We start from the raw sequence: 24,379 nt of genomic DNA, 5'->3' as shown, positions 1-24,379 counted from the left end.
AAGATGCGAGAAATCGTGTCTTTTTTTGTTTGCTTTTCTCGAGAAAAAAGCTCGATAAAGTTGAGAATAAGCTTCATCACAATGGCACTTCTCAAACCGACATTTTTTGGACAAAACGCAGATAGAATTATTTGTTGAAAGCGCTTATGATTTAGTCAAGGAGTTAGCAACTAACTCGAATAAGTAAAAAAGGAGTAGGGTTCATGCTAAAAGATTATGTGAAAGAAGAATTGGTTTTTCTTAATCTAACTGTTTCTGATCGAGCTGAATTGTTTAAAAAGCTTTCAACACTTTTTCTCGATAAAGGATATGTCAATGAAGGCTTTTACGATTTCATCGTTGAACGGGAAGAAAATTATCCAACAGGGTTAGATCTAAAAACTCACACCGTTGCTATCCCACATGGCAATCCAGAATTTATCAAACAGTCGTTTATTTCAGTCGTTACGTTAACGCAGCCAATTAAAATGAAGAAAATGGAAAATGCTGATGAAGAAATTGAGGTCGATTTGTTCTTTGTCTTAGGATTAAATGATGGGACGCAACACTTGCAGATTTTGAAACAAGTCATTGGATTAATTCAACAAGAAGAATTTGTTCAGGCAATCAAGGAAGCGAAGACAACTGAAGAAGTAATGAAAAAAATCAACGGCATGGCCGTAGAAAAATAATGGAGGAAACAAAGATGAAAAAAGTAAATATTTTAGTAGCATGTGGAAGTGGCGTCGCAACATCAACAGTAGCAGCAGATGAGGTCAAAGCCTTATGTAAAGAAAATGACATCCATTTTAGCTTAAGCAAATGCAGCATGGTGGAATTACCAACGCAGAGTCAAAATGCCGATATCGTTTTGACGACTAACAATTTCAAAGGTGACTTGGATGTGCCAGTTATGAGTATTATGGGCTTTGTCACAGGGATCAATGAAGCTAAATTAAAGAAAACACTGCTGGAAAAACTGCAAGAAATTCAAAATGCATAAAAAAAGTATACAGTTCCACTTTTGCCTGAGAAACGAAGTGGAACAGTATACCTCATAAAACGCTTGAACTTATTTTAACACATACAGATGAAAAAGTGATTTTTCAACTATTGATACCAACAATTGAATGGATAGAAATATTAAAAGGAACAGGACTTATTAGGAGGATAAAATGGATAAATTAATTGAGATTGTACAGACAATTACCGGAATGGGCGCTTCGGCAATTTTACCAATCATTATCACTATTTTAGGATTGGTTTTCAGGATGAAGTTAGGCGATGCGATCAAAGCTGGGTTAACAGTTGGTGTTGGTTTTATTGGATTGACCTTAGTTGTTGGACTTTTAAATACATCGTTAGACCCGGCAGTTGATTATTACTCAAAAATGGGTTCAGGGTTTACGATTACTGATATTGGCTGGCCAGCTGTTGGTGCAGCATCATGGATGGCACCCTTTGCCGGACTTGCAATTCCGATCGGCTTAGTCTTGAATCTGTTATTGGTTCGTTTGAAGCTAACGAAAACCTTGAACGTTGATATTTGGAATTACATGCATTTTCTAGTACCAGGAGCTTTGGCATATTTCATCTTCGATAATTTCTTTATCGGATTAGGTGTGACGGTTGCTTTATCAGTCCTTTCACTGTTCGTAGGAGACTGGGTAGCACCAATGTGGCAGGAATATTATGGCTTGGAAGGGACTACTTGTACGACGATTATTCATACAGGATGGACTTTTGTGGCTGCTTGGTTAATGAACAAAATTATTGATTTTATTCCAGGCTTGAACAAATTGGATGTCAGTTTAGAAGGCGTGAACAAGAGAATTGGTGTGTTAGGTGAACCAGTTATTATCGGTACGATCGTAGGGGTACTACTAGGCTTGCTGACACGTCAAGGAATTACTGAAATCATTCCAATGGGGATGGGTGTTGCCGGTGTTATGGTCTTGATGCCGCGTGTAGTTAGTGTATTGATGGATGGTTTGTCTCCAATTGGAAAAGCAGCGAAAGACTATATGCAAAAACAAATGGGTGATGACGCTGACTTAAACATCGGGATGGACGTTGCGCTAGGGTTAGGTGATCCAACAACGACTACAGTTACAGTTATCTCTATTCCGTTAGTAATGCTTTGCGCACTTGCTTTACCTGGTGTAAAAACATTCCCGATCGGAATTTTGATGTCAATCATTTACATGTCCGTTATGACTGTTATGGCAAGTAAAGGGAATATCTTGCGTTCGATCATTACTACCGTTCTCTTCTGTGTAATCGTACTATACTTGGGCGGCTATGTAGCACCAGGAGCAACGGAAATGCTGAATGGTGCAGGTGTTGGTCTTAAGGGGCAAGGAACAGACTTCGTGTTAACTGGACCATGGAGCATTTTGATGTACTGGTTGAGTACGATCTTTGGATAGGAAAAGGAGAAGAAAACATGGCACAAATTTTACCTTCAATTTTTGGTGCAGATATTATGCATTTACAGGACGATATTGATTTTTTGGAAGCAGAACAAACAGAGATTTTACACGTAGACTTAATGGACGGCAATTTTGTTTCGAATATTGCTTTCGGACCAAACCAAATCGCAGCGATGAAGCAGAATTCAAAAATGATTTTCGATGTTCATATGATGGTGGATCATCCGAAAAATCATTTGGATGATGTGATTGTCACAGGAGCGGAAATGATCTCAGTCCATTACGAATCAACTCCGCATATTCATTCGATGCTGCAAAAGATCCGCAAAGCAGGACGGAAAGCAGGCGTAGTCATCAATCCAGGAACCCCGGAAGCAGTCCTAGAATATTTGTTGGATGATATCGATTATATTTTGATCATGACCATTAATCCAGGCCAACCCGGACAAACCTTCATTCGCAAAAGCTTAGAAAAAATTCGCAACACGAAAAAAATGATCGGTAATCGCAAGATTCAGATCGAAGTCGATGGCGGTGTGAATCAGGAGATTGTGAAGGAATGTGCCGAAGCTGGCGCAGAACTGATCGTTGTTGGCGGAGCCTTGTTCTCAAATGACAAAAAAGCACAATATGACGCGCTAAAAGACGCAGTTAAATAATCGTACTAAGCTGTAGAAAGGAATGTCGGTAAGGAAAGGCATCCTTTCTACAGATAAGTCATCTGTCTTAAAAGAGAAAATATACAAAACACATAAAAGGAGCAATTTTAAAATGGAAAACTTTGAAGGAAAAGTAGCGTTAATTACTGGAGCAGCACATGGGATCGGTAAAGGGATCGCTGAGAAATTTGCGGCAGCGGGCGCACATACCGTGATCGTGGATTACAATCCAGAAACAGGAACGAAAACAGCAGCTGAAATTACAGAAAAATATGTCAAATCTTTGTTTATCCAAGCGGATGTTTCGGACCCACAAGCGTTGGTAGATGCTCGTGAAAAAGTTTTCAAAGAATTTGGTTGCATCGATATTCTCGTGTTAAATGCAGGTGTAGCTTTTGCCAATAAGATGAATGACATCTCCTTTGAAGAATGGAACAAGACATTAAGCATCAACTTGACAGGTTTGTTCAACACAGTGAAAGCTTTCTACGATGATTTCCAAACAAATAACGGTTCAATCGTCTATATCAGTTCAGGGTCAGCGTTAAGCGGAACAGGTGGCGGCGTCTCTTATCCAGCTTCTAAAGCGGGTGGCGAAGGCTTGATCCGTGGGTTAGCCAAAGAGCTTGGTCCTAAAGGGGTTAATGTTAATGCGATCGCACCACGTTTGATTGATACGGGTGAAATGATGCGGGTGAATTATCCAACCCAAGAAAGTCTAGATGCTGTATTGCAAAAAATTCCGGTTCGTCGTCTTGGTACGATCGAAGATGTTGCTAATCTTGCTTTCTTCTTAGCTGATCCAGCAAACTCATACATCCAAGGACAAACAATCTTGATGGATGGCGGCAGAACAATCGCATAAGGAGGAGACACGTGAAAAATTATACGCTAGATATTTTAAATGAATTGACGCAAAATGCGGAGAAAATTGAGACCACAGAAATCGCTGAGTTTATTGACCAGATTAAGAAGGCGAAGCACATTTTCCTAAATGGGGCAGGACGTTCAGGGATCGCGATTCGAGCCTTTGCCAATCGTTTGATGCACCTTGGTTATTCAGTTAGTATTGTTGGGGAGATTAGCTCTCCGCATTCTAAACCAGGCGATTTATTAATTATTTGTTCAGGTTCAGGCGAGACTGGCAGTTTGAAAAGTTTAGCCGAAAAAGCCAAACAAAGTGGTGTGGATTTGGCTTTAGTAACGATGAAAAAGGATTCGACGATTGGTCGTTTAGCCGATGCTGTCTTGGTACTTCCAGGAACGACTAAAGAAGACAATGCGCGTGGTGATGACTTTGCGCAGCCAATGGGATCAGCGTTTGAACAGTTAGCTTTTCTGACTTTCGATGGTCTGGTGTTGAATCTGATGGACGACACTGGTGAGACATCTGAGACGATGTTTGTCAGACATGCGGATTTTGAATAATAATCTTGAGAGTACGGTCATAGATCGTGCTCTTTTTATTTGAAAACACTTAATCCCAATTCATCAGGCGGGTTTTAACATTTTTTGGGAAGAAGAGAGGTAGCATTTCGAAGGTCACGGCTTTATGCTTTTACATAAGAAGTAAATGTAAAGGTGGGGGATCAAATGGAGAAAAAGCAAGCGGTCATTTTTGATATGGATGGTGTACTACTAGACACAGAACCTGTGTCTAAACAGGCCTTTAAGCAGGCGTTTGAAGCAGAAAAAATGTCATTAGATGAGCAGACGTATCAGGAAATATTGGGCAGAAGCTTGACGGATATCAGTGTCTACTTATCAGAAAAATATCAAGATCCGTTGATTGGCAAAAAGATCATCAAGGAGCGTGACCAATTCTTTTTGGAGTACTATCAGCAGCACAAGGTCGATGTCTTAGCTGGTGTTGTTTCATTTTTGGAGTATTTGAAGCATCGAGAAATCAAAACAGCTGTTGCCACATCGTCTCATCAGAAAACGGCGGAATATTTACTGAAACAGGCTGATATTTATCACTATTTTGATGCGTATTCGTACGGTTCAGAGGTTAAGGAAGCGAAACCGAATCCAGAAATATTTCTGAATGCGGCAAAAAAAATTCAAGTTGAACCGAGGGACTCCTATGTTGTGGAGGATGCAGAAGCGGGTGTTTTAGGAGCTGTTGCGGGGGGATTCACGCCCATTTTTATTCCTGAAATAAGCGCTTCTCAGTCGACAGAGGCTCCCTGTGATTGTTTGACTTTTCGTACAATGGAGGAATTCCATCTTCATTTTATTGAATCCAGATTTCAAACAGCCCATCTTTCAACTTAATCACTTTATGAAAAGCGATGCTTGTCGGCATTGTTTTTTTTATTTTCAGAACTATAAAATGGGGCAGGCTAGTCATTAAGAGACTGAGCGAAATCTGTTTTAGATAAAAGAACAAAATCTTCCATTATCTTCTGTATTCCAAATTTTGTACTTTTTCTTCTTTATAGAATTTACTTTTTTTAAAAGGACGTTTTAAACAGTTATTTTGCTTAAAAAAAGTATAGTTGATGATGCTCAAAAAGATTAAATTTGACTATATACAAAAAAGGAGGAAGTAGGAATAATTCTAACTGAACGAGTTCGCGTAATGATTCAGTGGAGACAATAATGACTAAATAGTAACTGGTCTTATTGAAGAGATTTGTTTTTCTATCAAAATTTCATTATGGAGGGTTTAGATGAATCAAAAAGTATTAAATTCATTTCTTGATAATAGTAAGTTTAATGGATTTCATAAAGTATTGTTGGCGATTGGCTTCTTTGTCATCACGTTTTCTGGGTATGAGTTGTCAGTTTTTGGATCAATCGTACCAGTTGTTATTAAAGAATGGAATATCAGTACAACACAGGTTGGTTTTATTGGAAGTTCAGCTATGTTTGGGATGATGCTAGGAGCCATTTTACTAAGCTTTTTAGCAGATAAGTTTGGTGTAAAGAAATTATTGATCGTATCTATTTTTATCTTCAATTTTTTCATTGTCTGTGCAACCTTCACTAATAATGGGCTAATGTTTGGAATTTGCCGATTCATGGCCGGTGTTGGTAGTGGCGGAGCAACACCAATCGTTATTTCCTTATTAACGGAGTATTCCCCAAAAGCAAACAAAGCAAAGATGGTCGCCTTTGCTATTTGTGGAAATCAAATTGGTGGAATCTTAGCTCCATTAGTGGCAATGAATGTTATGCCACAATTTGGTTGGAAGCCTGTATTATGGCTCTCTATTTTACCATTATTACTAATTCCTGTTTTCATCAAGGTAATACCTGAGTCGGCTCGCTATTTATCGCAGAGTGATCAAATAGATAAATTAAACGCGACATTAACGAAAATCGATCCTAATTATCAAGAAATCTTGGAGTCAACAGCTAAAGCTATTTCCTATGATGATGAGGATGAGGATGAAAGAAACACAGAAAAGGTTTCTTACCTAAAGCTGTTCAACAAACGATATGCATTAGGAACAGTCCTCATTACATTGATTTATATTTGTGGACTGCTTACCATTAATGGAGTAAATGTTTGGTTGCCACAGGTTATGAACTCAAACGGCTATGCGTTAGGCTCTAGTTTAACATTTTCCGTAGTGTTAAATTTGGGCACGCTTTTAGGAACTATTCTTTGGGCAATTATGGTAGATAAAGTTGGTTTTAGAGTATTGATGCCAATCATTTATTCAGTTGGAGCAATCAGCTTGTTTGGTATGGGAATTAAGGCAAATCTATTGGTTCTTTATCTGTTTGTTGGTTTAATCGGTATGTTTGCATTTTCGGCACATTCATTAATGAACACCTTTGCGTCTCAATATTATCCAGCCGAAATTCGTACTACAGGAGTAGGTTTTGCGAATGCGACAGGTCGAATTGGTGGAATGTTAGGGCCAATCGTTGGTGGAATGTTGCTTACAGCAAATGTCTCAATCACTATGTGGTTTTTGGTTTTTGCGATACCAGGTATTGTTGCCGCTATATCAATAACATTAATTAATATTCAAACTAAGCATTTTAAACAAAAAGAAAATGTGATTCCAGAAAATACGGTTGTGGAAAAATAAGATCTTATAGCAATCAAGCGACTTTGCTTGATTGCTTTTTATGTCCACAAAGCAAGATTTAACTATTAAATTTTGTTCTATACGGAATGAATGATTTCCAGAACAAAAATAAGGATAAATATTTCAATAAATATTGAATAAAACTTCCAATGCTTTAGCGATTTAGTGACATTAGAATAAGGATATGAAAGAACAGAAAGAAGGAAGAATCATGAAACTAGGAATCGTCAGTGCGATTTTTGATCAAAGTAATTTTGAAGAGATGATCGATATCGTAGCAGAAAATGGTCTTGATTGCGTAGAAGTGGCTTGTTGGCCGGCAGGAAAAGCAGAAAGGCGATATGCGGGAGTTTCCCATATCGACACGAAAAATTTGACGGAGGAAAAGGCGACAGAGATTTTAGCCTATTGCAAGCAAAAGAAGGTAGAAATCTCTGCTTTAGCCTATTATCCCAATCCGTTAGATGAGAATCTGGAAAAACGCCAAGAAGCGATCGATCATTTGTACACCTTGATCGATGCGGCGAGTTTGATGGACATCAATTTGGTCACCACATTTGTCGGGCGGATGCAAAGTAAATCGGTCTCTGAGAACTTGAAGGAAGCGGCTAAAGTTTGGAATCCGATTGTTAAATATGCTGAAAAGAAAAAAGTGAAGATCGCGATTGAAAATTGTCCGATGCTCTTCACGGAAGATGAATGGCCAGGCGGGCAAAATATTATGACCTCACCAAGTAACTGGCGAAAAGTTTTTGAATTGATCGATAGCGATTATTTCGGGATTAACTACGATCCTTCGCATTTTATTTGGCAGCAGATTGATTATCTTCGTCCATTGTATGAGTTCAAAGAAAAGATTTTTCATGTTCATTATAAGGATATCAAAATTTATGCCGATAAATTGGCTGACGTTGGTGTGATGGCAACACCGTTAGAATACATGAGTCCGAAATTACCTGGTTTAGGCGATGTTGATTGGGGTAACTATGTGTCGGCGTTAACGGATATTGGTTATGAAGGGTATACCTGTATTGAAGTAGAAGATAAAGCTTTTGAGAAAACCTATGAGGACGTCAAAAAGTCGGTCACTTTAAGTACGAAATATTTACGAAATTTCATTATTTAGAGAATTTTTACGAAGAGGACGAGACATTCGTTCTTTTTTTTAGGAGGAAAAGCAATGGTTAAACAAATGATCGGTATTGATGTAGGTGGAACGTCGATTAAGTTGGCTTTGATCGATGTCTATGGGGAGATCCATAAAAAATGGCAAATACCAACTGATATCACAGAAAATGGCAGAAATATACCAACTGATATCGTTCGGAGCATTCAACAAATGGTCCTTGAGCAAAAGAATCATCAAACGGAAATCATCGGGATTGGTATTGGAGTTCCCGGACCAATCTCACCTGATGGACAGACAGTCGTTCGCGCTGTAAATCTAGGTTGGGAAGACATGCCGTTAAAATCGGCGATTGAAAAGGAATTGGATATTCCAGTTGTACTTTTAAATGATGCGAATGCGGCAGCACTTGGTGAGATGTGGAAGGGTGCTGCGAGAGGAAAATCCAATTTGGTCTTTATCACTTTAGGAACAGGCGTCGGCGGAGGGATTATTCTAAATGGAAAAGTGATTAATGGCGTCCATTCATCTGGCGGAGAAATTGGACATATCCCTGTTTATTCGCAAGAACAGAGAACCTGTGGTTGTGGGAATATCAATTGCTTGGAGACCTTTGCCTCGGCAAACGGACTCGTAAAAACGATGCAGAATCTGTTGGGGGAAAATCAAAAAAATCTTTCAGCCGTGGATATTTTTACTTGGATTGAGGCAGGGAATAAAAAGGCAATGTCCGCTTTAACGATTACAGTGAATTATTTAGGGCAAGCGATCGCTGGAATCATGAATACGGTTGATGCGGAGGAGGTAGTGATCGGTGGAGGGTTATCGGGAGCGGGTGACGCATTGCTGAATCCATTGAAAGAAAAAATCGATCAATTCATTTTTCCGGCGATTCGCGGAAACTACAGTGTAAGTAAAGCACAACTTGGAAATGACGCGGGAATCTATGGAGCGGTCTATTCGTATCTGTCCAGTAATGAGATACTAACTGTGGAAGAAACCTTGCTGCGATGACAAAAAGAAAACAAAGGATTGTGACAAAAAGAGTACTCACAGTCGGACGAGACAAAATATGATAGTTAAATATTGTCCTTTTTTAGAAACAGTTTAGTTGGGATAGAAAAAGAAGAGTGAAATTGCAGTATTAATGAGTAAAAATGCAATGGAGCGCGTTTACAAAATAGCTTAAATTATGAGTATAGCAAATAACAAAAGGGAGGACATTTAAATGTTCGATAATTTTTTAATTCGAAAAGACAGTTTGAAAAACGATGTTGACCAAGATGGCAATGTCGTGGGCTTTCAATTTGCGGCAAGAAACGCTAACTACCGAGGAGTATTTTTATCCCTTCACAATGGCTACTATATTAAAGTAGATGACACTGAATACCCAAGAGAATTACAAACCTTTGAAGTCAATGGAAAAGAACCTCGTGATTTTGAAGAAATCAAAACAGCCGTATGGGAGCATTGGGATTATGACGATGAAGGAATCGTTCATGTGAAAAAACCAGGCGGATTAGCTCTTGGAAAACATGTATTAGCCTTCCAACAATCGGTTCTAGCAGCATACGGATACATGCCAACAGATGAGGAATGGGTAAAAAATCCCCCAGTTCCCGGTTCAGGTGCTGGATCAGATAAGACACGCAACATCGTAAAATACGAATTGGAATTGCAAGCATAGAAGGGAGCAATTAGTAATGGGAAAAATTAAACGCGGCGTTTCATTTTACAGTTACCAACAAACGCAGTTTTTTAAAGAGTTAGATTTAGAAGGACAGGTTAAAGAAGTCGGCACAAATCTTTTCGGAGCGGATGGGATCGAGATTCTAGATGAGATGTCCCTTCGACAATATCCAAACCCGCCAGAGGAATTTTTCGATCAATGGTTTGAATGGATGGATAAATACAAAACGACTCCTGTAACAATGGATGTGTTCCATGATGTTTTACAATTTCGTGATCATGTGATGAGCTATTCAGAATCAGCGGAGCGTTTGAAAAATGATATTCGCTTGGCGAAACGCTTGGGCTTCAAAAATGTTCGAACGCTAGCAACCACACCAGTGGAAATCATGATCGAAGCTCTACCAGTCGCGGAAGAATGCGACATTAAGTTAGGCAAAGAGATCCATGCACCGATCCCGATCAATGGTCAGTATGTAAACGAGATCGTAGATTATGCCAAGAAATCTGGAACCAAACACTTGGGACTTGTTCCTGACTGGGGCATCTTCGCTTTTCGACCTTCTGAAGCGGCGTTGGAATGGTACATGCGTCAAGGAGCGAAACAAGAAAGCTGTGATCTAGTCGTTCAATTATGTATGGACAATCATTTAGGCAAGAGCAATGAATTAAATGAAATTGATCTTTCCTTATATAGTGCTGGGAATGTCCAATCTCTGTTCCACCGTTATTTGAAGCATGATGAAGCACCTGCTGATTTATTGCCAGCTTTCAAAAAAATGCAACAAATGATCCGTGACAATGTGCCAGATTATACTGATATTGATTTCGAGGTGATGTCACAAGCGTTATTGCTTTCCAGAACGAAACCAGAGGATTTGGGAGCGATTATGCCATATATCGTAAGTATCCATGGGAAATTCTACAATATGTCTGAAATCCCTGGAAAACCTGGTCAATATCAAGATATTGCCATCGATTACGAAGGCCCGATCAAGTTCTTGAAGGAAAACGGCTATGAAGGCTATATCAATTCAGAATATGAAGGTCAGCGCTACTACCAAGATCGCACAGAAAAAGAATTGAACAGTGAAATTGAACAAGTGAGAAGACATCAAGAAATGCTAAAACGATTGATTGGTGAATAGGATGAGTAAACAAGAAATGATTTATGTAGGCGCGTGGGGCGCGGATATCCAAGGGGTGAATAATCCCGAAGCCGGTGATGGTGGGATCAAATCCTACGCTGCGGATACGTTTGAACTAGTCAGCAAAGTAACACCAGATGTCAATGTCGGCAGTATGGCAGTCGCTAAAAGTGGTCAATTTATTTATGCCACGGATGAGCGCAAAGATCTAGGTGGTGTGCATGGAAATGGCGGCGGTATCGCTGCTTATGCGGTTGATGCAGCTGGAAAGCTTTCCTTTTTAAATGAAGTTTCTTCGGCCGGCGCCTATCCTTGTTACATTACAGTGGATAGTCACAATAGATACGCCTTTGCGGCGAATCACGGCAATCATGAAGAAGTGATTACTCGCAGCGTGAGAACAGAACAAGGAACCTATGTCGCCAAACGCTTCTTCGATGAAGGCAGCATCGCAATGTTTCCGATCAAAACAGATGGTAGTTTAGGGGAATGCTGCGAGCTTAAGGTTTTGGAAGGTTCTAGTGAGTTGCCGCTATTCCAATGGACGAGTCATCCTCATAGTGTTTGTCTCGATCCAACTGAAAACTATCTGCTTTGTGCAGACAAGGGTTGCGATCTGATCCATGTTTACTCGATCGATTATGAAGCAGGAACCTTGAAGGAAGTCTGGGCTCAAGAAACCGAAAAAGGATCAGGACCGCGACATATCGCGTTCCATCCAACCCAGCCGATTCTTTATTGCAACAGTGAGCAAAACCATACAGTCCATAGTTACTCTTTTGATCCACAAACAGGCGAGATGAATCATTTAGATCGGGCAGTTACAGTGTCGGATGACTATCAGCCAAAGAACGATCCAACTGATATCTTTGCTCACAATCAAACCGCCGATCTGAAAGTCCATAAATCTGGCAACTATTTGTATGTATCAAATCGCGGTGATGACAGCATCGCAAGCTATCGTCTGAGCGAGAACGGAAAAATGGAATTAATCGAGATTGTTTCTTCCGGCGGAGCGATTCCTCGCAGCATCAATTTTGATTTAGCGGGTGATCATTTATATGTCGTAAACCAACGTTCTGGAACGATCAACAAGTTTTCAGTCGATGAAACTAGTGGAAAACTAACCAATACAGGCTCAGAAATTCAAGTCAATAATCCAGTGAACATTCAATTTAGTGAGAGATAGAAAGAAGGAAGAGATAAATGGAAAAACTAAAAATCGGTATTAACGGTACAGGCGGTATTTGTAACAACAAGCATCTGCCGTCCTTAGAAAAAGTAGCAGATAAAGCAGAAGTCGTTGCACTATGCGATATCGAAGAAGAAAAGGCGTTAGCAACGGCTAAGCGTCATAATCTGACAGACGTCAAAATCTACACAGACTACAATGAATTATTGAAAGATCCAAGTATTGATATTGTTCATGTATGTACTCCAAATGTTTCACATTGTGAGATCACAGTCGCAGCGTTTGCGGCAGATAAGCATGTTTTGTGTGAAAAGCCAATGGCCGCAACGACTGAAGATGCTCGAAAAATGATGGAAGCATGGAAAAAGAGCAATAAGAAATTTACTGTTGGCTATCAAAATCGCTTCCGTCACGACGTGCAGGTGTTGAAGAAATCGTGTCAAGCCGGTGATTTAGGCGATATTTATTATGGTGAAGCCAACGCGATTCGCCGTAAAGCCGTGCCAACTTGGGGCGTATTCCCAGACAAATCAAAACAAGGCGGCGGACCACTAATCGATATTGGTACGCATGCATTGGACATCACGTTGTGGTGCATGGACAACTACGAAGTGGATAGCGTGAGCGGCCAAGTCTTCTATAAATTAGGCAACTTACCGTCAGCGGCTGAAGGCAATACCTATGGTGCTTGGGATACTGAAACCTTCGAAGTAGAAGACTCAGCGATGGGCTTTATTAAGTTCAAAAATGGTGCGTTGATTAACCTGCGAGCATCGTGGGCATTGAACTACATGGATGCCAGAGAAGCAGCAACGACGCTTTGCGGAACCTTAGAAGGTGCTGAAATCAAATACGGCGGCAGCTACGAAAACGCGGAACTATGGTTCAACCATACGCGACATGGAAAAATGAGTGAGGAAACTTTATCTGGTGAAGCCTTAGTGGACTATTTCGAAGGCGTCAATGAGCCAGCCGGTGTGGTTGAAGCGAAGCAATGGATCGATGCGATTTTGACAGATGGCGAGCCGTGCGTGAAGCCAAGTGAAGCCTTCAAAGTTACGCAAATTTTAGATGCGATCTACCAAGCTTCTGATGGAAACCAGACAATCAAATTAGCGATGGAATAAGCTGAATAAGACGGTCAGGGATTGGCCGTCTTTTTTGAAAAAGAAAGGACGGAATTATCATGAAATACAGATATGCAGTAGTCGGCTACGGCTTTATCGGTCGCCGACATGTAGCCACACTAAAAAGTATAGACAATGTAGATTGCGTAGCGGTTTGTGACACAAATCCGCAACGATTAGAAGAAGTACGTGGAATTTATCCAGAGATCGAGATCTACGGAAAGATCGACCAGCTATTGGAAGAATCAGACATCAACGGTGTAATTATCTCAGCCAATAATAATCAACACAAAGAACTCGTGATCAAAGCTGCGAAAGCTGGGATGAATATCATTTGTGAAAAACCAGCTGCTATGACAGTCAGTGATTTTGATGAGATGATGGAAGCGGTGAATGAGGCGGGTGTTACATTGACGGTTCATCAGCAACGTCGCTTTGATAAGGATTTCCAAACAGTCAAGAAATGCTACGAAGACGGGTCTTTAGGTGAGGTTTATACGATCAAGAGCTCGTTATACGGCTACAATGGCAATATGCATGATTGGCATGTTTACAAATCAGAGGGCGGCGGCATGCTGTATGACTGGGGCGTCCATCTGATTGACCAGATTTTATATATGATGGATAGTCCATTAAAAGCAGTCTTTGCGGATATTCGCAATGTAATCAATAAAGAAGTCGATGATTATTTCAATATCCTGCTGCGTTTTGAAAATGGTGTGACGGCTGAGATCGAACTAGGAACCTATTACCTATCGGATCAAAAAGACTGGTTCGAACGTCACTGGTATATGGGCGGCAACACTGGAAGCATGTACGCTAATAAGTTCGATCCAGAGGGCAAGGTCGTTCGTACAACGAAACTATTGCAAAACGTGAATGAAGATCAAGATAAATCAGCCAAGTCTTATGGACCAACGCGGTCATTTGGCGTGCCGGAACCAGGGCTGATCGTGACTGAAGACATTCCGAAGGTTGATAGCGAACACATTGAATTTTTCGAAAACTACTTTGCTGCTCTAGAAGGAAAAGCAGAGTTGCTAGTCAAACCACAAGAAGTTCGCAAAGTATTGGAAGTCATGGAAGCCTGCTGGAAATCAGCGGAAACATTTTCTAGTGTAGCTTTTGAAACGTCCGTTGAAGCAAAGGTTTAGTTATTAGGAGGAATCGACATGCAAGAAAATACAGTAAGCAAGTTTATTGATAACAGCAAGCTAGGAAGGTTTCATATCACCTTAGTTGCTTTAGGCGTTTTCCTGATTGCCTTTACCGGGTATGGTGCGACTGCCTATGGGTCAATCATTCCTTCGATCATTTCGGAGTGGCAACTAAACGCTACCGTTCTAGGATATATGGGGAGCTTATCGGAATTTGGCTCGATGTTTGGTGCAGTGATTTTGAGTATTATCAGCAATCGTTTGGGAGTCAAAAAAGTATTAATCAGTTCAGTATTGATATTCTGTGTCTTTACCTTTGGACAATCAGTAGTAAATACACCAGTTCTGTTCGCAATCTTTAGATTTTTGGCAGGCTTCGGGTTCGGTGGCGTTATTCCATTGGTGATTTCGCTGCTTTCTGAATATGCGCCGAAGACCAGCAAAAGCAAATCAGTGGCGATCGCCCTGTGCGGAAATCAAATCGGCTCGATTATCGCCTCTTTGTTAGCGATCGTGATTCTGCCTCGATTAGGCTGGCGTCCAGTATTATGGATGGCTTTTATTCCAGTATTGTTCTTAGTATTTATCATTAAACTGGTACCAGAATCTGCTCAATATCTGGTGAAACATCAGGAAACAGAAAAGCTGAAAAAAGTTTTAGAAAAAATCGATCCAGACTATGAAACGAAAATCGATCTTGAACAATTAAACAGCTCAGCAAATGAAGATGTTCAATCTGAAAAGAAAGTCTCTTACTTTGCGCTATTTAACAGCCGCTTTATTCTAGTTACTTTATTAGCGTGTATCATCTATATTATGGGACTGCTTTTCATCAATGGTGTGATCGTCTGGCTGCCAGGTGTAATGGTCCAGAATGGATTCTCTTTAGGCTCTAGCTTAGCCTTCTCGATTTTCTTAAATGTAGGAACCATCGCAGGAACGGTCGTATGGGGAGCGGTTGCCGATCGCAAAGGCTTCAAGGTTCTTTTGCCGGCGATTTACGGTATCGGTGCAATTGTATTGATGCTGATGGGGGTAAAAACCAATATCATCGTACTGTATCTATTTGTTTTCTTAATCGGTTTCTTCTTATTCTCAGCGCACAGCTTAGTAAATGCTTTTGTTTCACAGCATTATCCAGAAGAGCTGCGGACCTCTGCAGTTGGTTTGGTGAACAGTGTCGGTCGACTTGGTGGAATCTTTGGTCCAACATTGGGTGGTCTGCTCTTATCCGCAAATGCTTCGATCAGTACGTGGTTCATCACTTTTGGCGCTACCGGATTGATTGCTGCTGCTTCCTTCGTGGCGATCAATTTGATTACCAAAGCAAAGGAAACCAAAATGGATAAAGTAGATGCCGTAAAAGGTTAAATAAAAAAGAAGCAGTTGGTAAATGATTATCAACTGCTTCTTTCTTTAAGCATACCTTTTATACGCTGGTTAACGAAATGAAACCGGTTTGCTATAATGAATGAACAAGAGTTAGGAGGGAAAAGATGGAAAAAGATTACCTCTCTTCAGATGTATTAATGGATGTCGAATTTACAACACAAACAGAAACCAAAATTCATTATCACGAAAATTTCGAGTTACTATATGTGTTAAATGGTGAATTATCGATGACAGTTGAAGGTGAAGAGTATCAATTGAAGCAAAAAGATTTGATCATTGTTAATTATAATCGCAAGCATCGTTATACAGGGTCTGATGATCTTTTTCTCGCTCGTTTTGTCCTTTCATACAGCAAAGTCAAAGAATTATTAGCTAAAGATATGATTCTGTTTTGGTGCAATTCCACTTTAGAAAAAAACGAGTCCTATGATGAAATGAGAAAAATCATCGATCAGATTTTAAATCAGCAGATTGTCACGAATCAGAAAAATCAAATCTACAAAATGAGTCTGTATTACCAGCTGCTTCATGTAATTTCTAAAAATTTTCTTTTGACCTCAGAAAATGTTCGCTATCAATCAGAAAAGAAAAATGATAGCCGTATGGAAGAAATTTTCCAATTCATTCGAGCGAATTATCAGAAAAGCATTACGTTGCAGGAATTAGCTGATCATTTCTTTCTCTCAACGGCCTATCTTTCAAAATATATCAAGAAGAAATGCAACGTCAGCTTTACGGATTTGGTCAATTCTGTGCGGCTTACACATTCAATGACTGATTTGCTTTATACGGACGCTTCAATTATGAAAATTGCGATGGACAATGGATTTGCGAGTGTCGCAGCTTACAATAAAGTATTTAAAGAAGCTTACGACATGACCCCCTCCTTGTTTCGGAAAAATGCCGTAACTACAGAAAAAAATGAATCGGATTCACAAGATGACGGTCAAATGCGTGAGAGACTGAACAGTTATCTGAATGAAAATCAGATCACTGATGATCAAGAGGAAGAAAGTCACGATCGAAATATCTCATTTTTGTTGGATCATCAGAAAGCTTACAAACAGACTAGTTATTACAGTAAGCTAATCAATGCTGGGACAGCGATTGATTTAACCAAGTCTGATTTTCAGGAACAAATCATTTACCTAAAGAAGAAACTTGGAGCAGAATATATACGTTTTTGGGACATCTATGACCCCAATCTCTATCTAGATATTCATGCATCAAAGGAAAACTTAAACTTTAGCAAGCTGGATACAGCGATAGATTTTCTCGTCAAGAATCAGCTAAAGCCTTATATCGAATTGGGGTTCAAACCTATTCGACTATTGAAAAACACACAAGATGCATTAGTGGAGATTCCAAGAAATGAAGATTTCGATTCACCAGAAGAGATGCAGCACTTTTTCAGAGAATTACTTCGACACTTTATTAAGCGCTATGGTTCAGAAGAAGTACAAAAGTGGTATTTTGAATATTGGAAAAAAGAAGACATTGCTTTTCTAGATTTACGCTATAATTATTCACCTCAAACTAAAGAGGTGCATCGCAATTATTTTTCAAGTTTCGACAGAATCGCTGGGACCATGAGAAAAATTTTGCCGGATATTAAGATTGGCGGTGGCGGCTTCCCGGTGCAACATTATGGAAATAAAGGCTTTCGTGATTTATTGTCCTTATGGCAGGAATACGATGAAAAACCGAATTTCTTAACAATCACTTGCTATCCTTATCAATTAGAAAAAGAGTCAGATAATTACTACGAAAAAAAATCAACAGATATTTTCTTTGTTAAACACAATTTAGAGGTCGTCAAAGAAGCATTAGCACAAAGTTCATTTCCAGAGACGCCGATCCATGTTTCAGAGTATAGTCTGACACTCTCCAATCGAAATCCAGTCAATGATCACTGTGCGAAAGGGAGTTATCTGATTCAAAATATGATTTCAACGATCGGTGGCGCTGAGTTGTTTGGACATTGGCTGGGTACGGATATCTATGCGGATCTTCAGGATTCTCAAGGCTTTCTATTTGGAGGCTGCGGATTACTCACGAAAACAGGAGTAGCGAAACCGGCCTTTTATGCACTTGAATTTTTAAATTCGCTATATGAAGATATCTATTATAAAGAAAAACATTGTGTTGTCACAGGAAACACCAGAGGCTCTTTTCGCATCGCTTGTCACAACTATCGTAAATTGAATTTCAATTACTACTTAACAGATGAGAGCAAAATTCAGTTAGAAAATTTGTCTAATTTCTTTGAAGACAATGAATCCTTAACGTTGAATATCGATATTAACGGTGTTGAAAATGGCGCTTATGTCATTAAATCACGGGTTGTAAACCGCACACATGGCAGTGTTCAAGACGAATGGAGTCGCTTCGACTTAAAAGAATTAAGTATGAATGAACAGGACTATTTGCATCGTATCAGTACCCCACGGCTGCTAAATACAAAAGTAAAAGTTGAGAATAATCGTTTGCAATTTTCAGTTCATTTAAAACCTCATGAAATCCGGTATTTGCATGTAACAATGGAATAATTCGTAACCTGAAATATCTCTAGATGAATCAGAGGTATTTCAGGTCTTTTATTGGACAAAATTTGACAGTCATTTTTTTGCTTTTTTTACAACTAGGCCATTTCTAAAGAAGAAATCAGCCTAATTCCCTCACTATTTTGTCCATAACTTCGGCGGAGTTGGCTATTAATAAACGCTATTATTATCATTAAGAGAACGTTGAGAGACTAACTGCACGCAGATTACTTGAAGAAGAAAGGACCTAGATTGAGATGAGTGAAAAAGAGCAAATTCATGGGATTACACAAGGAGAGATTGTTCCGTTAAGCGAAGTGAAAGATCCGATCTTTTCAGAGGAGATGATGGGAAAAGGGGTAGCAATGAAACCGAACTTAGGGGAAGTCTACGCTCCTTTTGACGGTGTTGTAGTTAGTGTATTTCCAACAAAACATGCGATTACCTTGAAGAGTGATCTAGGCTGTGAAGTATTAATTCATGTGGGAATTGATACAGTCAATTTGAATGGTGAACTTTTGGAACCATTGGTTTCTGAAAATGATCGCGTAAAAACAGGCGATCAGATCATGCGTTTCGATTTGGCTCAAATTAAGGAAAGAGGATATGATTCGGTCATTCCGTTAGTAATCCTGAATACACCGGATTATAAAACAATTGAGGTTACTGATGAAGAAAATGGGGATCGTGAGACGCTTTTACTAGATATTGAAAAAGCTGAGATACCAATTGAAAAAAAGGAAATGAACTCCAAAGAATATAATTTAGAGCATGCGATTATTCGTACATTGGGCGGTAAAGACAATATCGTTTCACTTGGTCATTGTGCCACTAGATTAAGGATCAACCTAAAAGATGAATCAGCTGTAGACGAAGGCAAGCTTGAGAAAGTTCCAGGTGTATTAGGTATCGTTAAATCCATGGGAGGATTGCAAATTGTTATCGGTAATACCGTCAATCAAGTCTATGACAATATTCAAAAACTCTACAATATAGAAAGTTCGACAGAGGAAATGAAAGAAAAAGGATCGGTTCCAAATCGGATTTTGAATGTACTATCCGATATTTTAAGTCCTGCCGTTCCATTGATTATGGCTAGCGGATTCATTTCTGCAATACTGGTCATTATGACTCGATTGGGAATGGATCAGGAAAGCTCCACTTATGTAATCTTAAATGGCGCCGCCAATGTCGTTTTCTATTTCTTACCAATGATGCTAGCCTACACTGCATCGAAACGCTTTAAATGCAATACGATTTATGCGCTATTTTTAGGCGGACTGTTTTTACATCCGAATATCCTAGGGTTTGCCCAAAAAGGCGGGACCATGGATTTGTTTTACTTACCTGTGACAGCTGTGGATTACTCTTCTAGTTTATTGCCGATCATTTTAAGCGTATGGGTTCTGTCATACGTCGAAAAACTAGCCGACAACTATGTTCCTGATGCGGCTAAATATGTTTTTAAACCCTTTGCAATCGTGGTGATCATGTTACCAATCGCTTTATGCATTACAGGACCAGCAGGATTTTTATTGGGTGAAGGGATCGGTAGTATCTTGACCTTGATCTATAGTCATGCAAGCTGGTTAGCGATTTTATTGGTTGCTTCTTTTGCTCCATTGTTGGTCATGACGGGGATGCATATCGCTTTGACTCCGATAATTATTTTGACAAACTTTGAGAACTTAGGATATGACAATATGCTTTTGATTGCTTTTATAGGGATGAATTTTTCACAATTTGCGGTGGCCTTAGCCGTGATGTTTAAGACGAAGAAACGTAATTTAAAACAGCTTGCAGCAAGCTGTGCGATTACGGCATTTTTAAGTGGTATAACGGAGCCAACTCTTTATGGAATAAGTGTGAAGTTGAAAAAACCATTTTATGCGACCTTTATCGGCTGTATTGCGAACGGAATCTTTTGTGCTATCGCCAATGTTAAAGTCTTTTCATTTGCACCACCATCATTCTTTACGTTACCGATTTTTATGAATCCTGATGGGTCGAATACGAACTTTATGTTGGCCTTATGCACGATTGGGATCACGATTATAGTGACTTTTGTAGCAACCTGGGTTTTAGGATTTGATGATTCGATTTTTGAGACAGAGGGTTAAGAGGGAAAGACATGGAGAAAAAATTATTCGTTTTTGACCTTGATGGAACTTTACTAACAAGTAAAAACCAGCTACTTCAAAGTACGGTATTAGCATTGGATTACTTGCAGAGAAAACACACAGTGATGTTGGCGACAGGACGAAGTCGTTTTCTCATCAAACCTATTTTAGATGAATTAACTATAAAAAATTATATTGTATGTAATGGTTCTGCTGCTTTTCTCAACGATAGACAAGTATTTAAGAGGACACTGGAAAAAAATAAGTTAGAAGATTTACTTAGTCATTTCAAGGAACAAAAAATTGATATTGCATTAACAGGACTAGATAATTTTTGTCGGATATCTTCGTTTCAAGTTTCTCAAATGGAACAAGCAATGCGCTCTATCGGCGGAGAAGTTCCTAGCTATTTACCAGATTACCACTTAAAAAATGATATTTATCAGGGATTGGCATTCTATGATCCGCAACTTGATGAGAGAATACAGAGTGAATTTTCGGATTTTCGTTTTGTTCGCTGGCATCCTTCATTCGTTGATATTGTTCCTAATCAAGGATCAAAGGCAGTCACAATGCTGACTATTGCACAAAACTTAGGAATAAAAACTGAGAACATTATTGCTTTTGGTGATGAAGCAAATGATATTGAAATGTTAACAGCTGCTGGGTTGGGGATAGCCATGGGCAATTCTAATACCTCAGTAAAAGCAATCGCTGATTTTGTGACCAAATCGAATGATGATGATGGTATCGTGTATGCGTTAGAAAAGTTCGAGCTATTATAAAATGAGGGTGGAGAATGTTAATTTTTCCACCTTTTTTGTGTCGTAAAGTAATTACTATATCTTGTCTTTAATTGTACCTTAGTCTTAATTTTAAAAGGAAACTGAGCAAAATGTATCGAAAGAATGAGCAAGATACAGACAGCCTTCGAATGAAGCATGTCTTATGATTAGACTATAGCAATGTTAAGCGAATCGAAAGAAATACTGTAGTTTTTGTCGCTTTTAATCAGGAGGTAGAAAGTGAAGTATTTAGTAATTTGTATAAATAGAGATAAAACAAAAGAAGAAAAAAATTTTAAAACTTGTCGTGAAGCACTGTGCTTTGCGACCAATTATAATAAGATAAAGTCCAGCAAAATTTACAAAGATGGTTGCTTGATTCAGAAATTTATCTATTAGTTATTTTAATATTAAATACTTTATTCTGTATAAGCCATTGGAATTACGGATCATCAGACAATTATGTATTGTAATTTTTGTTGATTGATTTCTATTTACAAATTTATATTTTTACTTCTTTCAAATTAAGCAAGAAGAGTTTCAAACCAATATTTTTTTTGAGAGAGTTTTACAATTGCAGAACGCAGTTAATATCAGAGATATGGGTGGATATGAAACAAATGAAGGTAAATTTTTTAGAGGAGATCATTTAGCGCATTTAGATGAAAGTGATATTAAGCTATTGGAAAAAATGAATATTAAAATGATAGTTGATTATCGTTCGGAATTTGAACAAAAATGATACCCAAGTATAGTAATCGGTTCTGTAAAAAACACATATCAATGCGATCAAAAATCAAGTTTTTCAGAATGTTCCGCAAAAGCAGCTAACCTAAAAAAAGAAAATATAAATATGGTCAATGAATTAATTAATGGTGAAGTTGACTCGAAATATGTGAACGATAAAGGTGATAACGTTAAAGAAGGGTACAAAGAATTAGTTACTTCTGAAACTGCTCAAGAGGCCTACTCCAGGTTTCTAAAAATATGTGCTGAATCGGAAAATACCCCCTTAGTTCATCATTGTAGAGGTGGAAAAGATCGAACAAGACTGGGAGCAATGTTTTTACTTTTGGCGTTAGGAGTAAAAGAAGAGTTTATAGTTCAAGATTACATTCTCACAGTCATTATTAGAGAAAAAAGGAATCAGGTTAAATACGAGCAGTATAGAAAATTGACACAAAATAAAGACCATTTAGACTATCTGATGACAATTTTAGCCACGAGGAAAGATTTTATTCAAACCAGTATTGATTTGGTAAAAAACATGTATGAATCTGTTGAGCTATACATGACTCAGCATTTGAAGTTATCGCTAAGTGAAATGGATAAATTGATACAATTGTATTTGGAAGAAGGCAAATCAATTTCACAAGAAAACTAAGTTCATAGTATCTTCAAAGTATAATATCGCAATTGATAGCCCTAGGTTCAGTGAGTCTCGCATTTTCGACTCTTTGAATCGAGGCACTGCTATTTTTTTTATACTAGTTACTCAATGAGTTTGATAAGTATTATTATTAGTAGTGCATTTAGAATAGGAATTACAATTGCGTTGACTTATCTATTTAGGTAAAAGATTCTGAAAAGTAATCTACATTTATTGGAGAAGTTTAATTTTGAAAAGAATTAGAGATCGGTTAGGTCACTTAGTTGATAAGGATTGATTTGTTAATTTAAAAGTAATATTTTTAAGATAATGTACAATCGGCAATTGACGTCGGTTGTACATCTTTTTTAAACAGTAATGTAAGTATAAGAACGATAAGACTTGTGATCGAGTTAGGAAGTACTTGTAGAAAAATCCTGAGATTGATTTTTCTGTTTCTTGACATTTATTAAGTGGAGCTATTTTGATCATCAATCTTCAAATTGGAGTGATGTTATTAGAAAGAATACAAAAATGATTTACATGGAAACTCCATCAAATCCTACTTTAAGAATTACAGATATTAGATCAGTCGCGACTATTGCTAAACGCAATGACATCATAACTGTTTGTGACAATACTTTTATGACACCCTATTATCAGAACCCATTGGACCTTGGTGTAGATATTGTCATTCATAGCGGGACAAAATTCCTCAACGGCCATAGTGATGTAGTCGCGGGATCAGTGATTACCAATAGTCCAATACTACATCAGAAAATAGTAAATCAACGCACCCTTCTTGGAGGAATACTGGGGGTTGAAGATGCATGGCTTTTAATGAGAGGAATTAAGACGCTAGGTATTCGAATGGAGCGTTCGGAACATAATACTCTTTTGATCGTTAGTTTTTTAAATAGAAGTAACAAAGTAAAAAAAGTTTATCACCCTTCATTGAATAGTCATAAAGGGAGAAAAATTCATATAAAACAGGCCAGAGGTTTTGGTAGTGTACTGAGCTTTGAATTGGAAAATGTTGATGCAGTTGAAAGCTTTCTTTCAAAAGTAACTATTCGCCTTGTAGGGGTTAGCTTGGGTGGTGTAGAAACTATTTTATCCTATCCGTGGATAATGTCTCATGCGGGCCTATCTGAAGAGGAAAGATTAGCTCGAGGAGTTACTCCAGAATTAATCAGGTTTTCTGGTGGAATTGAAGATGTTGCTGATTTGATTATGGATATGGAACAGGCATTGCAGTAAAGAAAAAATCTAAAGGAGGACAATATGATTGCTATGGTCAATCATATTGTCCTCCATTTTTTTTTGCAAGGATGAGAAAAACTAAAAGAGTGGAAGATTAACAATGAGTTCTAGCATCAATGCTGTTGCAAATATAAGTGATAAATACATATTGGTTTATCGTAATATGCTAGAAGAACAAAATGAACAAAAAGAAGTTGATTGAATTTAGTTTGATTCATTATGAGCACTCGAATTTTTGAAATTTACTATATGGATCTGTGTCAATAAAGTGGACTCATTTTTTGAGAATCTTTTTGAAACCAATCCACACTCGAGTTGTTTCATGATTTCAGAAAATCGTCAAACCAAA

The 24,379-nt window shown here is 38.5% G+C and carries 21 protein-coding genes and 1 pseudogene; all 22 read left to right on the top strand.

Going from position 1 to position 24,379, the window contains the following annotated elements:
* The first annotated feature begins 203 nt into the window (after positions 1-203).
* The 22 genes and pseudogenes from E6139_RS14495 to E6139_RS14390 all read left to right on the top strand — a co-directional run bounded on the left by E6139_RS14495 (position 204) and on the right by E6139_RS14390 (position 24,027).
* Complete coding sequence (locus E6139_RS14495) at positions 204-671, top strand: PTS sugar transporter subunit IIA (RefSeq protein ID WP_316403806.1); 468 nt, start codon at positions 204-206, stop codon at positions 669-671.
* A 14-nt stretch (positions 672-685) separates the two neighbouring features.
* Positions 686-982: a PTS sugar transporter subunit IIB gene (locus E6139_RS14490; RefSeq protein ID WP_010746997.1), complete on the top strand. Its 297-nt coding sequence runs from the start codon at positions 686-688 to the stop codon at positions 980-982.
* 172 nt (positions 983-1,154) lie between these two features.
* Positions 1,155-2,408, top strand: coding sequence for a PTS transporter subunit IIC (locus E6139_RS14485; protein WP_316403805.1), 1,254 nt, complete (start codon positions 1,155-1,157; stop codon positions 2,406-2,408).
* Between the two features lie 17 nt (positions 2,409-2,425).
* On the top strand, positions 2,426-3,070 hold the full coding sequence (rpe, locus tag E6139_RS14480) for a ribulose-phosphate 3-epimerase (RefSeq protein ID WP_316403804.1): 645 nt from the start codon (positions 2,426-2,428) through the stop codon (positions 3,068-3,070).
* A 112-nt stretch (positions 3,071-3,182) separates the two neighbouring features.
* The gene (locus E6139_RS14475; protein ID WP_316403803.1) at positions 3,183-3,935 is read left to right on the top strand and encodes an SDR family NAD(P)-dependent oxidoreductase; all 753 of its coding nucleotides are present in this window, start codon (positions 3,183-3,185) and stop codon (positions 3,933-3,935) included.
* Positions 3,936-3,946: 11 nt separating this feature from the next.
* Positions 3,947-4,498 (top strand): 6-phospho-3-hexuloisomerase, encoded by a 552-nt coding sequence (hxlB, locus tag E6139_RS14470; RefSeq protein ID WP_316403802.1) that lies wholly within the window; start codon positions 3,947-3,949, stop codon positions 4,496-4,498.
* A gap of 165 nt (positions 4,499-4,663) precedes the next feature.
* Positions 4,664-5,347, top strand: coding sequence for an HAD family phosphatase (locus tag E6139_RS14465; protein WP_316403800.1), 684 nt, complete (start codon positions 4,664-4,666; stop codon positions 5,345-5,347).
* Between the two features lie 398 nt (positions 5,348-5,745).
* Positions 5,746-7,119 (top strand): aromatic acid/H+ symport family MFS transporter, encoded by a 1,374-nt coding sequence (locus E6139_RS14460; protein ID WP_316403799.1) that lies wholly within the window; start codon positions 5,746-5,748, stop codon positions 7,117-7,119.
* Positions 7,120-7,330: 211 nt separating this feature from the next.
* Positions 7,331-8,245, top strand: a complete 915-nt coding sequence (locus tag E6139_RS14455; RefSeq protein ID WP_316403798.1) for a sugar phosphate isomerase/epimerase family protein — start codon at positions 7,331-7,333, stop codon at positions 8,243-8,245.
* Between the two features lie 54 nt (positions 8,246-8,299).
* Positions 8,300-9,259 (top strand): ROK family protein, encoded by a 960-nt coding sequence (locus E6139_RS14450; protein ID WP_316403797.1) that lies wholly within the window; start codon positions 8,300-8,302, stop codon positions 9,257-9,259.
* Positions 9,260-9,473: 214 nt separating this feature from the next.
* Positions 9,474-9,932: a DUF6379 domain-containing protein gene (locus tag E6139_RS14445; protein ID WP_316403795.1), complete on the top strand. Its 459-nt coding sequence runs from the start codon at positions 9,474-9,476 to the stop codon at positions 9,930-9,932.
* A 16-nt stretch (positions 9,933-9,948) separates the two neighbouring features.
* Complete coding sequence (locus E6139_RS14440) at positions 9,949-11,082, top strand: xylose isomerase (protein WP_316403794.1); 1,134 nt, start codon at positions 9,949-9,951, stop codon at positions 11,080-11,082.
* 1 nt (position 11,083) lies between these two features.
* Positions 11,084-12,271, top strand: coding sequence for a lactonase family protein (locus tag E6139_RS14435; RefSeq protein WP_316403793.1), 1,188 nt, complete (start codon positions 11,084-11,086; stop codon positions 12,269-12,271).
* Positions 12,272-12,288: 17 nt separating this feature from the next.
* Entirely contained in the window at positions 12,289-13,401 is a 1,113-nt protein-coding gene (locus tag E6139_RS14430) for a Gfo/Idh/MocA family oxidoreductase (RefSeq protein WP_316403792.1), read from the top strand.
* 59 nt (positions 13,402-13,460) lie between these two features.
* Positions 13,461-14,555 (top strand): Gfo/Idh/MocA family oxidoreductase, encoded by a 1,095-nt coding sequence (locus E6139_RS14425; protein ID WP_316403791.1) that lies wholly within the window; start codon positions 13,461-13,463, stop codon positions 14,553-14,555.
* 18 nt (positions 14,556-14,573) lie between these two features.
* Entirely contained in the window at positions 14,574-15,929 is a 1,356-nt protein-coding gene (locus E6139_RS14420; protein ID WP_316403790.1) for an aromatic acid/H+ symport family MFS transporter, read from the top strand.
* 125 nt (positions 15,930-16,054) lie between these two features.
* Positions 16,055-18,499, top strand: coding sequence for a GH39 family glycosyl hydrolase (locus E6139_RS14415; RefSeq protein WP_316403789.1), 2,445 nt, complete (start codon positions 16,055-16,057; stop codon positions 18,497-18,499).
* A gap of 251 nt (positions 18,500-18,750) precedes the next feature.
* Positions 18,751-20,613: a glucose PTS transporter subunit IIA gene (locus E6139_RS14410; protein WP_316403788.1), complete on the top strand. Its 1,863-nt coding sequence runs from the start codon at positions 18,751-18,753 to the stop codon at positions 20,611-20,613.
* Between the two features lie 11 nt (positions 20,614-20,624).
* Complete coding sequence (locus E6139_RS14405; RefSeq protein WP_316403786.1) at positions 20,625-21,398, top strand: HAD family hydrolase; 774 nt, start codon at positions 20,625-20,627, stop codon at positions 21,396-21,398.
* Positions 21,399-21,638: 240 nt separating this feature from the next.
* Positions 21,639-21,797 carry a hypothetical protein gene (locus E6139_RS14400; protein WP_316403785.1) on the top strand — a complete coding sequence of 53 codons (159 nt, stop codon included), beginning with the start codon at positions 21,639-21,641 and terminating at the stop codon, positions 21,795-21,797.
* A 175-nt stretch (positions 21,798-21,972) separates the two neighbouring features.
* Positions 21,973-22,782 (top strand): annotated as a pseudogene (locus E6139_RS14395) (tyrosine-protein phosphatase).
* Positions 22,783-23,226: 444 nt separating this feature from the next.
* Positions 23,227-24,027 (top strand): PLP-dependent aspartate aminotransferase family protein, encoded by an 801-nt coding sequence (locus E6139_RS14390; RefSeq protein WP_316403784.1) that lies wholly within the window; start codon positions 23,227-23,229, stop codon positions 24,025-24,027.
* Positions 24,028-24,379 lie beyond the last annotated feature (352 nt).

This window comes from Enterococcus sp. (assembly GCF_032555305.1).
Taxonomy (GTDB): Bacteria; Bacillota; Bacilli; order Lactobacillales; family Enterococcaceae; genus Enterococcus_A.
Note: the sequence above shows the minus strand (reverse complement) of the source record. Positions and strands in the feature narration are given on the sequence as shown.